The following is a 13,361-nucleotide window of genomic DNA, read 5'->3' as shown; positions in this document are numbered from 1 at the left end:
AATCGTGCCTAATGTTGAGTGCCGGACGACAGAGGAAGCCGATGGACGCCGAAACCCAAGCCCTGCCCCGGGACGCGCGCCACCGCGTCGACCGCACCCGCGCGCGCGCGCGCTACGACCGCGCGAGCGTGCACGCGATCCTCGACGCCGGCATGATCGCGCACGTCGCGTTCAGCGTCGCCGGCCAGCCGTTCGTGATCCCGATGCTGTACGCGCGCGACGGCGAGACGATCGTCCTGCACGGCTCGATCGCGAGCCGGCTCATGGGCGAACTCGCCGACGGCGTGCCGGCCTGCCTCGGCGTGACCCATCTCGACGGCCTCGTGCTCGCGCGTTCGCACTTCGACCATTCGGTCAACTACCGCTCGGTGGTCGTGTTCGGCCGCGCGCGCGCGGTCGGCGACGCCGACGAGAAGGCCGCGGCGCTGTCGCGCTTCGTCGATGCATTGATCCCCGGGCGCGCGGCGGAATCGCGCGCGGCCGATCGCAACGAACTCGCCGCGACGCAGGTGCTGCGGCTCGTGATCGAGGACGCCAGCGCGAAGATCCGCAGCGGCGGCGTCAAGGGCAACCCGGCCGACCTCGCCCTGCCGCACTGGGCCGGCGTCGTGCCGATGCGCACGCACTACGCCGCGCCGCAGCCCGAAGCGGGCCTCGCCGATGCGAGCCTGCCCCCGTCGGTGCGCGGCCTGCTCGCCGCCAACGAGGCCATCGCATGACCATCACCTACCGCGACGACGTGCGCCCAGGGCTTGAGCAGGCGCGCGAGCTCTATCGCGCCTCGACGCTCGGCGAACGCCGCCCGATCGACGACGACACGCGCTTCGCCGCGATGCTCGCGAACGCGAACCTCACCGTGACCGCATGGGACGGCGACCTGCTCGTCGGCATCTCGCGCTGCGTGACCGACTTCGCCTGGACGACCTACCTCGCCGACCTCGCCGTGCGCGTATCGCACCAGCGCAACGGCATCGGCAAGGAACTCATGCGGCGCACGCAGGCGGCGGCGCCGCAGGCGAAGCTGCTGCTGCTCGCGGCGCCCGCTGCGGAACGCTATTACCCGCATGTCGGCTTCAGCCACTTCCCGCAGGCGTGGATGCTGCGCGAGCACGAGTCGATCCCGTAGGCGGGGTCGAGCCGCGCAAGAGACGAGTCCCGCCGCGGCCCGGTCTCCCTGCTGCCCGGGCAGCGCCGCGAGCGGCTATCATCGCCGGTTCCGCCATCGCGCCGAGCCAGCATGTCCGCCGAGCCCACTCCCGCCCCCCGCCCGCGCGTGATCGGCATCGCGACCGCGGCCATGTGCGCGCTCGCGGGTGGCGCGTTGTGGTGCCTGCTCTCGCTGTACAGCCGCGGCGATCTCGCCGCGCTCGCGTTCGTGGTCGCGCTGCCGGTCATCTGGACGCTGCGCCGGCACGGTTACGCCGGGCGCTGGTCGGGTGCGCTCGTCGCCGGCGCCTGCGTCGCGCTCGCGGCGCTCTATTCGTTCTACCTGCAGGCGGTCGCGCAGATCGCCGGCATGCTCGGACTGCCGATGCGCGACGCGCTGCTGCGCATGGACCCCGGCATGGCGATCGACATCGCGCGCGCGAACGTCGGCGTCGGCAGCGCCGCGCTCGTCGCGGCCGCGATCGTGTTCGCCTGCGCGCTCGTCAAACGCGCGTGACGCAGCCACGCGCGTGCCTCGGCGGCACGCGCGTCGCGCCTGCCGCCCGACGCGCGCAAACCGGTCGAGCGGTCGCTTGCCGTCGCTCAGACGTCGCCGGCGGCGACGCGGCGCAGCGCCTGCTCGAACACGTCGACCGGCTGGCCGCCGGAGATCAGGTGGCGCTCGTTGAGGATCACCGCGGGCACGCCGTGGATGCCGCGCTCGGTGAAGAAGCGCTCCTGCTCCCGCACGGCGTCGGCGAATTCGCCCGAGGCGAGTAGCGCGCGCGCACGCGCGCCGTCGAGGCCAGCCGCTTCGGCGACCGCGACGAGCACGTCGTGGTCGGACACGTCGCGCGCATCGCCGTGGTACGCCTGCAGCAGCGCGTGCTTGAGCGCGCGCTGCTGCGCCGCGCCGAGCGTGCCCGCCCAGTGCAGCAGGCGGTGCGCATCGAACGTGTTGTAGATGCGGCCACGCTCGCCGAACGCGAAGCCGACGTCGGCGCCGCGCGCGCGGATCGTCGCGCGGTTGCGGTCGAGCTGCTCGCGCGAGAGGCCGTACTTGGCGACGAGGTGGGAGGTTGCGTCCTCGCCTTCCGCCACCATGCCCGGGTTGAGCTCGAACGGCTGGAAATGCAGGTCGACCTCGACCGCGCCGCCGATGCGCTCGAGCGCACGTTCGAGCGAGTTGAGGCCGACCGCACACCACGGGCAGACGACGTCGGAAACGAAATCGATGCGGATCGGCGGGTTGGCCATCGGCGTGAATTCCTGGATGCTGCGATCCACCGCAAATGAGGGCGATCCGCGCGCCGATCAAGCCGCGACGAAGGACGCGCAGCGCACGCGCCCGCCGCATGCGCTGAACGTCATCCGGCGATCGTGTGGTCGACCAGCCGTTGCGCCTCGGCGAGGATCTCGCCGAGGTGTTCGCGACTGCGCCGGCTCTCGCCGTAGATCTTGTAGATGTCCTCCGTGCCCGACGGGCGCGCGGCGAACCAGCCGTCCTCGGCGACGACCTTGATGCCACCGATCGGCGCGTCGTTGCCGGGTGCGCGATCGAGCACGCCGACGATGCGCGAGCCCGCGAGCGTGTCCGCGCCGACCTGCGCGGGCGCGAGCTTGGCGAGCCGCGCCTTCTGCTCCTTCGTCGCCGGCGCGTCGACGCGATCGGTGTGCACGGCGCCGAGTTCCTGCTCGAAGCGGGCGTAGCACTCGCCGGGATCGCGCCCGCCGCGCGCGGTGATCTCGGCCGACAGCAGCGCCGGCGCGAGGCCGTCCTTGTCGGTGCTCCAGGCGCCGCCGTCGCGGCGCAGGAACGACGCGCCCGCGCTTTCCTCGCCGCCGAAGCCGAGCGATCCGTCGCACAGCCCGTCGACGAACCACTTGAAGCCGACCGGCACCTCGTACACGCGCCGGCCGAGGCGCGCGCCGACGCGGTCGATCATCGCGCTGCTGACGATCGTCTTGCCGATCGCCGCGTCCGCGCGCCAGCCGTCGCGCGTGCGGAACAGGTAGTCGATCATGACCGCGAGATAGTGGTTCGCGGGCATCAGGCCGACGCTGCGCGCGACGATGCCGTGGCGGTCGTGGTCGGTGTCGCAGGCGAAGGCGACGTCGTAGCGCTCGCGCAAGGCCAGCAGGCGCTGCATCGCGGGCGCCGACGACGGGTCCATGCGCACGCGGCCGTCCCAGTCGAGGCTCATGAACGCGAACGTCGGGTCGACCTGCTCGCTGACGACGTCGAGCGTGATGCGCCAGCGTTCGGCGATGCGCGGCCAGTAGTGCACGCCGGCGCCGCCGAGCGGATCGACCGCGAGGCGCAGGTCGGCGGCGCGGATCGCCTCGAAGTCGACGAGCGCGCCGAGCTCCTCGACGTAGGCGCCGAGGAAATCGTGTTCCTGCGTGGTGGGTGCGGCGAGCGCACGCGCGAGCGGCACGCGGCGCACCTCGCGCAGGCCGTCGGCGATCAGCGCATTCGCACGCTGCTGGATCGCGCCGGTGACGACGGTGTCGGCCGGGCCACCGTTCGGCGGGTTGTACTTGAAGCCGCCGTCCTCGGGCGGGTTGTGCGAAGGCGTGACGACGATGCCGTCGGCGAGGCCGCTCGTGCGGCCGCGGTTCCAGCCGAGGATCGCGTGCGACAACGCCGGCGTCGGCGTGTACTCGCCGCCTGCGGCGATGCGCACCTCGACGCCGTTCGCGGCGAGCACTTCGAGCGCGCTGTCCATCGCGGGTTTCGACAGCGCGTGCGTGTCGATGCCGAGGAACAGCGGACCGTCGATGCCGGCCGCGGCGCGGTGCTCGCAGATCGCCTGGCTGATCGCCAGCACGTGCGCCTCGTTGAAGCTCGCCGCGAACGACGAACCGCGATGGCCGGACGTGCCGAACGCGACGCGCTGCGCCGGGATCGCCGGATCGGGGCGTTCCTCGTAGTACGCGGCGACGAGGCGATCGACGTCGACGAGCGGCACCGACGTCGCCGGCAGTCCCGCGAGCGGACTCGCGCCGCCGCTCATGGCGCGCTCCCGCGCAGCTTGCGGTAGCGGCGGATCAGCGCGTTGGTCGAGCCGTCGTGCGCGAGGCGCGGCGTCTTCGGTGCGGCGAGTTCGGTGCCGATGCGCCTGGCGAGCACCTTGCCGAGCTCGACGCCCCACTGGTCGAACGAATCGATGTCCCAGATCACGCCCTGCACGAACACGCTGTGCTCGTACAGCGCGACGAGCGCGCCGAGCGTGCGCGGGTCGAGGCGCGCGGCGAGGATCGTGCTGTTCGGCCGGTTGCCTTCGAACGTCTTGTGCGCCACGAGCGCGGCCGGCACGCCTTCGGCGCGCAGTTCCGTCGCGGTCTTGCCGAACGCGAGCGCCTCGCCCTGCGCGAACAGGTTCGCCATCAGCAGGTCGTGCTGGTCGCCGAGGGGATTCGCACTCTCGCAGAAGCCGATGAAGTCGCAGGCGATGCGGCGCGTGCCCTGGTGGATGAGCTGGTAGAACGAATGCTGGCCGTTCGTGCCCGGCTCGCCCCAGACGATCGGGCAGGTGTCGACGCCCACGCGCGCACCCGCGCGCGTGACGCGCTTGCCGTTGCTCTCCATCGCGAGCTGCTGCAGGTAGGCCGGGAAACGCTTGAGGTACTGCTCGTACGGCAGCACCGCGACGCTCTCGACGCCGAGGAAGTTCGTGTTCCAGATGCCGAGCAGCGCGTGCAGCACGGGCAGGTTGCGCTCGAACGGCGCCTTGCGGAAGTGCTCGTCCATCGCGCGGAAGCCGGCGAGCATGTCGCGGAAATGCGCGGGCCCGATCGCGAGCATCGTCGACAGGCCGATCGCCGAATCCATCGAGTAACGGCCGCCGACCCAGTCCCAGAAACCGAACATGTTCGCGGTGTCGATGCCGAACTTCGCGACCTCGGCCGCGTTCGTAGACACCGCGACGAAGTGCCGGGCGACCGCCGCCTCGTCGCCGAGCGCGGCGACGCACCAACGCCGCGCCGCGTGCGCGTTGGCGAGCGTCTCCTGCGTCGTGAACGTCTTCGAGCAGACCACGAACAGCGTGCGCGCGGGATCGAGGTCGCGCGTCGCCTCGGCGAAATCGGTGCCGTCGACGTTGGAGACGAAGCGCAGGTCGAGCGCACGGTCTCCGTACGCGCGCAGCGCCTCGTACGCCATCACCGGCCCGAGGTCGGACCCGCCGATGCCGATGTTGACGACGTGGCGGATGCGATCGCCGCGATGCCCCTTCCAGTCGCCGCCCCGCACGCGTTCGCAGAATGCAGCCATGCGATCGAGCACCGCGTGCACGTCGGCGACGACGTCGTGGCCGTCGACGACGATGCGCTCGCGCTTCGGCGCGCGCAATGCGACGTGCAGCACCGCGCGGTCCTCGGTCGTGTTGATGCGCTCGCCGCGGAACATCGCCTCGCCGCGCTCGCGCACGCCGCAAGCGTCGGCGAGGCGCAGCAGCAGCTTCAGCGTCTGCGCGTCGACGCGCTGCTTGGCATGGTCGAAGTAGAGGCCCGCGGCTTCGAGCGAGAAGCGCTCGGCGCGATTTGCGTCAGCGGCGAACAGCTCGCGCAGGTGGCGCCGGCGCATCGTCGCCGCGTGGCGCTGCAGCGCCTTCCATTCCGGTCGTGCGATCAGGCGCACCGTCTTCGTCGTGCGAATCACCATCGCCTGAGCCTAGCAGAATGCATCCGCGAACCAGCACGCGTGCCTCGACCACCACACCGAAACGATCGCGACGTTCAGTGCTTCACCTGGAGAGTGCCGAGGATGGCCGCATCTGGATTCCGGCAGCGCCAACCATCCGGTCCGCGCAGACTGGATGGCGCGGCGAAACAGGATGTTTCGCACTAGTGTCCTCCACCGCCTTCCACGGCCTTGAGTTCGGCGATCAGCTGGTTCGCCGCTTCCTTGCCGTCGGCGTACAGCATGCGCGTGTTGTCGGCGTAGAACAGCGCGTTCTCGATGCCGGCGAAGCCGGTGCCCTTGCCGCGCTTGATCACGATCGTCTGCTTCGAGTCGACCACGTCGAGGATCGGCATGCCGTAGATCGGCGAGGACTTGTCGGTCTTCGCCGCGGGGTTCACCACGTCGTTCGCGCCGATCACGATCGCGACGTCGCAGGTCTTGAACTCGGGGTTGATGTCGTCCATGTCGGCGATGAGGTCGTACGGCACGCCCGCTTCGGCGAGCAGCACGTTCATGTGGCCGGGCATGCGGCCGGCGACCGGATGGATCGCGAACCTCACGTCCTTGCCGGCCTTGATCAGCGCCTGCGACAGCTCCCATATCTTGTGCTGCGCCTGCGCGACGGCCATGCCGTAGCCGGGCACGATGATGACCTTCTCGGCCATGTACAGCAGTGAGGCCGCGTCGCTCGCCTCGATCGCCTTCTGCGAACCGGCGATCGCCTCGCCGCTTCCGCCGCCGCCGAAATTCGAGAACAGCACGTTGCTGATCGGCCGGTTCATCGCCTTCGCCATGAGCTGGGTCAGGAACGTGCCCGCCGCGCCGACCACCATGCCGGCGACGATGAGCGCCTCGATGCCCATCGCGTAGCCTTCGAACGCGACCGCGAGGCCGGTGAACGCGTTGTAGAGCGAGATCACGACCGGCATGTCGGCGCCGCCGATCGGCAGGGTCATGAGCACGCCGAACGCGAGCGCGAGCGCGAAGAACACGATCACGAGGTTCGCGTCGAGCTTCCACGCGACGAGCGCGAGGCCGGCGAGCACGGACGCGGCGAACACGATGAAGTTCACCGCCTGCTGGCCGCCGAAGCGGAACACCTTGTCCATGCGGCCGTCGAGCTTGGCCCAGGCGATGATCGAACCGGTCATCGAGATCGAGCCGATCAGCGCACCGACCACGGCCAGCGCGAGCGTCGCGATCGGCGGCACCGGCGCGCCCGGCTGCGAGAACTTGAGCAGTTCGCCGGCGCCGATCGCCGCAGCCGAACCGCCGCCCATGCCGTTGAACAGCGCGACCATCTGCGGCATGTCGGTCATCGCGACCTTCCTGCCCCACAGCCAGGTCGGGATCACGCCGATCGCGATGCCGGCGACGATCCAGCCGACGTTGTGCGCGCCGGTGATCGCGAACGTCGCGAGCGTCGCGATGACCATGCCGATGCCGGCCCACTTGATGCCCGCCCGCGCCGTGACCGGCGAGGACATGCGCTTGATGCCGAGGATGAAGAGCGCGGCGGCCAGCAGGTAGGACGCCTTGGCGAAGTAGACGAGCAGTGTCTGCGTATCCATCAATGCTTCCCGGGCGTGCGGCAGCGGTGGAATTCGAGTGCGGGAGACCTCATTTCTTGCCGTCCTTGCTCGACTTGAACATCTCCAGCATGCGTTCGGTCACGACGTAGCCGCCGGCCGCGTTGCCCGCGCCGAGCACCACGCCGACGAAACCGATCGCGATCGCGAGCGGCGATTCGGCGTGCGCGAGCGCGATCATCGCGCCGACCAGGACGATGCCGTGCACGAAGTTCGAACCCGACATCAGCGGCGTGTGCAGGATCACCGGCACGCGGCCGATGATCTCCTTGCCGGTGAATGCAGCGAGCATGAAGATGTACAGCGCGAGAAATCCGTCGATCATTGCGTCACCTGCGCCGGAAAGCGAAAGATTGAAACACGGAGCACACAGAGCACACGGAGAAAAGCTACACGATCATGCGACGGATACCGTGCCGCAATACCTTTTCATTGAAGTTGATGAGCAATCCCTTGTGCAAGCCGGAGAGCCTGAGATATGTCAGCAACTGCGCGCTGTGCACCGGCATCAATGACTCCACCGACTTCAACTCCACGACGAGCTGCCGTTCCACCAGCACGTCCATGCGAAACCCGCAATCAAGCTCGGCCCCCTTGTAACGAACAGGCACGGGCTTTTCCAATTCGTGTTCGCACCCCGCGGCCTGCAATTCATAAGCGAGGCAGGTTCGATACACCGACTCGAGCAATCCAGGACCTAGTTGCCGATGGATCTCTATCGCGCACCCTATGACCTTGTGGGACAAAGCATCGAATTCCGACGAGATCCTTCTCATCGATCGCTCCTCCGTGTGCTCCGTGTGCTCCGTGTTTCAATCTTTCGCGTTCAACTATCGCCCACCAGCGCCTTGGTCGCCTCGTGGCGGATCTCGCCCGCGTGCGTGAGGCAGGTCTTGGCGATCAGCTCGTCGTTCCAGTCGAGGGTGAGCGCACCGTCCTTGAGCGAGAGCTCGAGGAAGTTGTAGAGGTTGCGTGCGTACATCTCGCTCGCGTGCACGGGCGCGCTCGCCGGCAGGTTGGTCGTGCCGATGATGCTCACGCCGTTGGCGCTGACGACCGTGCGGCCCGCCTCGGTGCCTTCGACGTTGCCGCCGGTTTCCGCGGCGATGTCGACGATCACCGCGCCCGCCTTCATGCCGGCGACCATCGCCGCCGAGATGATGCGCGGCGCCTTGCGACCGGGCACCGCCGCGGTCGTGACGACGACGTCGAATGCCTTGAGCTGCTCGGCCAGCGCACGCTGCTGCTGCTCGCGCTCTTCGGCGGTGAGCTCGCGCGCGTAGCCGCCGCTGCCCGCCGCGCTGACGCCGAGATCGAGGAATTTCGCGCCGAGCGATTCGATCTGCTCCTTCGTCTCCGGGCGCACGTCGAAGCCTTCGACCTGCGCGCCGAGGCGGCGTGCGGTCGCGATCGCCTGCAAGCCGGCGACGCCGGCGCCGACGACGAGCACCTTGCTCGGGCGGATCGTGCCCGCCGCGGTGGTCAGCATCGGGAAGAACTTCGGTGCCGCCTCCGCCGCGATCAGGACGGCCTTGTAGCCGGCGACCGCGGCCTGCGAGGAGAGCACGTCCATCGCCTGCGCGCGCGTCGTGCGCGGCAGCAGTTCCATCGCGAACGCGGTGATGCGGCGGTCGCGCAGCGCCTTCGTGCGCTCGGGCGCGAGATGCGGCTGCAGGTGCGCGATGACGACCGCGCCCTCCTTGAGCGTGGCGATCTCCTCGAGCGAAGGCGGCTGCACGCGCAGCAGCACGTCGGCGCGCGCGAGCGCGCTGCGGGCGTCGGCGGCGGCTTCGCAACCGGCGTAGGCGGCGTCGGCGAAGTACGCGCCCTGCCCCATGCCCGGCTCGATCACGATGTCGGCGCCGCGCGCCTTGAGCTTCTTCGCGACCTCGGGCGTCAACGCGACGCGGCGTTCGCCCGGTACGGTTTCGCGCAGCGCGACAACGGTCGTCGGCATGACCATCCTCAGCCATCGGTCGGAGCACCGATCCTAGCCCAGATCGCGCGACGCTGGCGAGCCTGCCCGCGCGCCTTGCGCGGTGCCGCGCGCGACCGCACTTCACCCGCTCCCGTCAGGCTATCCTTGCGCTCTTCCGACATGACGACGACGCCCGCCTTGAATCCGCTCGACTTCCTCGACCAGCGCCGTTCCGTGCCCGCACGCCAGCTCGGCGAGCCCGGCCCCGACGCGGCGCAGCTCGAACGCCTGCTGCAGGCCGCGGTGCGCGTGCCCGACCACGGCAAGCTCGTGCCTTGGCGCCTGCTCGCGATCCGCGGCGAGGCGCGCGCGCGCCTCGGCCAGAGCCTCGCCGAGATCCACGCGCGCGCCGAACCCGACGTCGCGCCGAGCGTGCTCGACAAGGACCGCGACCGCTTCAACTTCGCGCCGCTGATCGTCGCCGTGATCGCGCGCATCCAAGCCGATCATCCGAAGATCCCGGCGCAGGAACAGTTGCTCTCGGCCGGCTGCGTCGCCTACAACCTGCTGCTCGGCGCGCAGGCGCTCGGCTTCGGCGCGCAATGGCTGACCGGCTGGGCCGCCTACGACGACGAAGTCGCGCGCCTGCTCGGCCTCGGCGCGAACGAACGCGTGGTCGCGTTCGTGCACGTCGGCACCGCGAAGGAGCCCGCGCCCGAGCGCGCGCGGCCGGCGATCGCCGACGTCTGGTCGGAATGGACCTGAGGCGATGGCCGACACCGTCCATCTCGTCGACGGCAGCCTGTACGTCTGCCGCGCGTGGTTCGCGCAGGTGCCCGACGCGGAGGACGCGGACGGTCATCCCGTGCATGCGGTGCACGGCTTCGCGCGCTTCCTGCTCGACCTGCTCGAGCGCGCGCGCCCGACCCACATCGCGGTCGCGTTCGACGAGTCGCTCAACACCTCGTTCCGCAATGCGCTCTATCCCGCCTACAAGGCGAACCGGCCGGCCGCGCCGGAAGACCTCATGCGCCAGTTCGCCGGTTGCAAGGCGGTCGCGCGCGCGTTCGGCACGACCGTGCTCAGCGACGGCCAGTACGAAGCGGACGACCTCATCGGCAGCGCGCTCGCGCGCCTGCGCGAGGCCGGTTTCCGCGGCGTCATCGTGTCGGCCGACAAGGATTTCGGCCAGCTCATCGACGGCGGCGACGAACAATGGGACCCCGCGCGCAACCAGCGCTGGGACAGCGCGGGCGTGAAGTCGCGCCTCGGCGTGCATCCGCACCAGGTCGCGGACTACCTCGCGCTGACCGGCGACGCGGTCGACAACATCCCCGGCGTGCCCGGCATCGGCGCGAAGACCGCGGCGATCCTGCTGCACCACTTCGGCACGCTCGACGCGCTGCTCGCGCGCGCCGACGAGGTCGCGTTCCTGCGCACGCGCGGCGCTGCGGCCGCGTCGATGCGCCTGCGCGAACACGCGGACCTGGCGCGCCTGTCGCGTTCGCTGACCGGCATCGCGCTCGATGCGCCGGTGCCCGCGAGTGCCGACGACTACCGGCGCAAGCCGCTCGACGGCGCGATCGACGAGCTGTTCGAACGCATGCGCTTCGGCCCGCTCACGCGCGCCCGCGTGCGGGCGCTGACCGGCGGCGGCTGAGACTGCGGGGCGCCGTCACGTCCGGCGCGTGATGATGGGCGGTGAATGAACGTGGGAGCGGCGGAAGCCGCGATGCGCTTCGGCCCGCCCTCGGCCCTCGAAAAACATCGCGGCTTCCGCCGCTCCCACCGTCCGCCGCTCCCATGGGATGCGAGGCGGCACGCGCGTCGCGCGTACCGCCGTGCGTCAGTTGCCGGTGACCGACTGCGAGCCGCCGTCGACGTTCGAGAACGCGCCGCCGCCAGGCTTGGACACGCTGATCACCGCCGGCTTGGCCGGTGCGGCGGGCTTGGCGGGTGCGCCACCCTGGTCCCACGACGTGAGCAGGCTGCTGCGGTAGATCTTCACCGCCTCGAGCTTCGACGGGTCGCTCGGGTTGCCGTACGAGTCGTAACCGGCGCGCTGGCTGTTCGCGATGAAGTAGAAGCCGTCGCCGTCGACCGTGCCGACCGTCGGCAGCGCGAACTCCGGCTTGCCCGAATCGAGGATGACTGCGCGCGACACCGTGCGGCCGTCGTCGTCGAGGCGCAGGCGGATCACGCGCTTGGGCGCCATGCCGCTCTGCACGGCGACGAGCGTGCCGTCGTACCAGGCGAGGCCGTCGACGCCGCCGAGCGGCAGCTTCGTCGGATCGTAGACGAGGTCGAAGCCGGTGCCCGCGGCGAGGTCGACGCCGAACACGCCGAGCGCGTAGTCGGAGAAGTACAGCTTGCGGCCGTCGCCGCTGACCGCGAGGCCACGCACGCTCGTGAGCTTCGGGTTCGCGACGGTCGGCTTGAGGGTGTCGCCGTCGACGCGGTAGATGATGTTGCGCAAGCCGTCGGCGACGAACACGGCGCCGCCCTTGCCGACCGCGATGCTCGACAGCGTGCGCGGCTTCGCGTCCGGCGTGAGCAGGTACTTGGCGAGCAGCTTGCCGGTCGACAACTGGAACTTGAACACGCCGGCCTTGCCGAAGTCGGCCTGGTTGAATTCCTTGAAATACACCGACGAGGTGCTCGCGACGTACAGCGCGTCCTCGTCGGGCGCGGTGGCGAGCGCGTACACGCTCCACAGGCCGTTGTCGGCGCCAGGGCTGATGAAGTCGGTGAGCTTGCCGTCCTTGCCGAGCAGCTGGATGCGGCCGTCGCGCACGCTGCCGACGAGCAATTTGTCGCGCTTGGCGTCGTGGGCGATCGCGTCGTAGAGGTGGTCGCCGCCGGGCAAGGTCGCCGCGAGCTTGCCGTCGCCGCTCGGCTTCGCCGTTTCGGCGTAGCGGTCGAGGATGTAGGACCACACCTTCGTTTCCTTGACCTTGGCGAAGTCGGGGTCGTTGGCGATGTCGTAGGCATAGCCCTGCTTCTGCATCGCCAGCAGCAGGTCGTAGGTCTTCGCCTTCTCGTCGCGCAGGGCGTAGGTCTTGGCCAGGGCGAACTTGATCTCGCCGCTGTTCGGCAGCAGCGTGCCGAGGCGCTCGAGGGTCCATTCGAGGTGCTCGAAGTCGCCCTTTTCCTTGTAGATCGCGGCGAGGCGCACGAGCGAGGCCGGCGTCGTCGCCTTGGCGATGTCCGCCTGGGTCAGCGCGGCGGGGTCGAGCCCGCGCGGGACGGCCGCCGGTTCCTGCGCGAACGTGCAATTCGCCACGAAGGCGAAGGTGAATGCGCATAGAATGCGGCGCTTGATCATCGTGCGTACCTCGCGGGGGTGGGGCGGTCACAGACCGCCAACGCCCTGATAAGTTTCAGGAAAGCCGCCTACAATGACCGAAACGGAAACCCTTTGCAACGGAAAGTGGCTGCGCCTCAAGCGCCGCGGCCGCTGGGAATACGCCGAGCGTACCAATCCGGGCGGCGGCGTCATGATCATCGCGGTGACGCCCGAGGAGCGCATCCTGTTCGTCGAACAGTATCGCCCCGCGATCGAGTGCATGACGATCGAGATGCCGGCCGGCCTCGTCGGCGACGTCGCCAGCAGCGCCGACGAGAGCGCGGTCGACGCCGCCCATCGCGAGCTCGTCGAGGAGACCGGTTACCGCGCCGGCCGCATCGACTTCCTCATGGCCGGGCCGACCTCGGCCGGCATGAGCAACGAGATCCTCGCGTTCGTCCACGCGCGCGACCTCGTCCGCGTCGAGCAAGGTGGGGGCGACGAGACCGAAGAGATCACCGTGCACGAAGTGCCGCGCCGCGAGGCCGCCGCATGGCTGATCGAAAAGATCAACGCGGGCTACTCGATCGACCCGAAGATGTTCGCGGGCCTGTACATGCTCGACCATGCGGCGCTGTTCGCGCGGTGATTTGGCAAGAGCTAGCAAGAGCGAAAGATTGAAACACGAAGGACACGAAGGACACGAAGGAAAGCAAAGATTCAGAGATTGAAACA

At 69.7% G+C, this 13,361-nt stretch carries 14 protein-coding genes; 6 read left to right on the top strand and 8 right to left on the bottom strand.

The window, feature by feature from the left end; all coding sequences use genetic code 11:
* Nucleotides 1–41 precede the first annotated feature (41 nt).
* The 3 genes from FHW12_RS14780 (at nt 42) to FHW12_RS14770 (ending at nt 1,663) form a co-directional block, all read left to right on the top strand.
* Complete coding sequence (locus tag FHW12_RS14780; RefSeq protein WP_182531816.1) at nt 42–719, top strand: pyridoxamine 5'-phosphate oxidase family protein; 678 nt, start codon at nt 42–44, stop codon at nt 717–719.
* Entirely contained in the window at nt 716–1,126 is a 411-nt protein-coding gene (locus FHW12_RS14775; protein WP_182531815.1) for a GNAT family N-acetyltransferase, read from the top strand. The genes FHW12_RS14780 and FHW12_RS14775 overlap by 4 nt, the downstream gene beginning before the upstream one ends.
* 111 nt (nt 1,127–1,237) lie before the next feature.
* Entirely contained in the window at nt 1,238–1,663 is a 426-nt protein-coding gene (locus FHW12_RS14770) for a hypothetical protein (protein WP_182531814.1), read from the top strand.
* A gap of 86 nt (nt 1,664–1,749) precedes the next feature.
* Here FHW12_RS14770 and FHW12_RS14765 read toward each other — a convergent pair whose 3' ends face one another.
* The 7 genes from FHW12_RS14765 to FHW12_RS14735 form a co-directional block, all read right to left on the bottom strand.
* Nucleotides 1,750–2,403, bottom strand: a complete 654-nt coding sequence (locus FHW12_RS14765; RefSeq protein ID WP_182532132.1) for a DsbA family oxidoreductase — start codon at nt 2,401–2,403, stop codon at nt 1,750–1,752.
* A gap of 110 nt (nt 2,404–2,513) precedes the next feature.
* Nucleotides 2,514–4,163: a phosphoglucomutase (alpha-D-glucose-1,6-bisphosphate-dependent) gene (pgm, locus tag FHW12_RS14760; RefSeq protein ID WP_182531813.1), complete on the bottom strand. Its 1,650-nt coding sequence runs from the start codon at nt 4,161–4,163 to the stop codon at nt 2,514–2,516.
* Complete coding sequence (pgi, locus tag FHW12_RS14755) at nt 4,160–5,812, bottom strand: glucose-6-phosphate isomerase (protein ID WP_182531812.1); 1,653 nt, start codon at nt 5,810–5,812, stop codon at nt 4,160–4,162. The genes pgm and pgi overlap by 4 nt, the downstream gene beginning before the upstream one ends.
* A 182-nt stretch (nt 5,813–5,994) precedes the next feature.
* The gene (locus tag FHW12_RS14750) at nt 5,995–7,404 is read right to left on the bottom strand and encodes an NAD(P)(+) transhydrogenase (Re/Si-specific) subunit beta (RefSeq protein WP_182531811.1); all 1,410 of its coding nucleotides are present in this window, start codon (nt 7,402–7,404) and stop codon (nt 5,995–5,997) included.
* 49 nt (nt 7,405–7,453) lie between these two features.
* On the bottom strand, nt 7,454–7,747 hold the full coding sequence (locus FHW12_RS14745) for an NAD(P) transhydrogenase subunit alpha (RefSeq protein WP_182531810.1): 294 nt from the start codon (nt 7,745–7,747) through the stop codon (nt 7,454–7,456).
* 64 nt (nt 7,748–7,811) lie between these two features.
* Complete coding sequence (locus tag FHW12_RS14740; protein WP_182531809.1) at nt 7,812–8,198, bottom strand: GxxExxY protein; 387 nt, start codon at nt 8,196–8,198, stop codon at nt 7,812–7,814.
* Between the two features lie 50 nt (nt 8,199–8,248).
* The gene (locus FHW12_RS14735) at nt 8,249–9,379 is read right to left on the bottom strand and encodes a Re/Si-specific NAD(P)(+) transhydrogenase subunit alpha (RefSeq protein WP_182531808.1); all 1,131 of its coding nucleotides are present in this window, start codon (nt 9,377–9,379) and stop codon (nt 8,249–8,251) included.
* Between the two features lie 141 nt (nt 9,380–9,520).
* Here FHW12_RS14735 and FHW12_RS14730 point away from each other — a divergent pair, with 141 nt between their 5' ends.
* Together FHW12_RS14730 and FHW12_RS14725 are read left to right on the top strand one after the other, a co-directional pair.
* Entirely contained in the window at nt 9,521–10,105 is a 585-nt protein-coding gene (locus tag FHW12_RS14730) for a nitroreductase family protein (RefSeq protein WP_182531807.1), read from the top strand.
* 4 nt (nt 10,106–10,109) lie between these two features.
* Nucleotides 10,110–11,000 (top strand): 5'-3' exonuclease, encoded by an 891-nt coding sequence (locus FHW12_RS14725; protein WP_182531806.1) that lies wholly within the window; start codon nt 10,110–10,112, stop codon nt 10,998–11,000.
* Nucleotides 11,001–11,186: 186 nt separating this feature from the next.
* On the opposite strand, the gene FHW12_RS14720 is transcribed toward FHW12_RS14725, so the two are convergent.
* On the bottom strand, nt 11,187–12,665 hold the full coding sequence (locus FHW12_RS14720) for a hypothetical protein (protein WP_182531805.1): 1,479 nt from the start codon (nt 12,663–12,665) through the stop codon (nt 11,187–11,189).
* A 73-nt stretch (nt 12,666–12,738) separates the two neighbouring features.
* Here FHW12_RS14720 and FHW12_RS14715 point away from each other — a divergent pair, with 73 nt between their 5' ends.
* Nucleotides 12,739–13,275: an NUDIX hydrolase gene (locus FHW12_RS14715; RefSeq protein ID WP_182531804.1), complete on the top strand. Its 537-nt coding sequence runs from the start codon at nt 12,739–12,741 to the stop codon at nt 13,273–13,275.
* Nucleotides 13,276–13,361: the final 86 nt, after the last annotated feature.

Source organism: Dokdonella fugitiva (genome assembly GCF_014138265.1).
Lineage (GTDB): Bacteria > Pseudomonadota > Gammaproteobacteria > Xanthomonadales > Rhodanobacteraceae > Dokdonella_A > Dokdonella_A fugitiva_A.
Note: the sequence above shows the minus strand (reverse complement) of the source record. Positions and strands in the feature narration are given on the sequence as shown.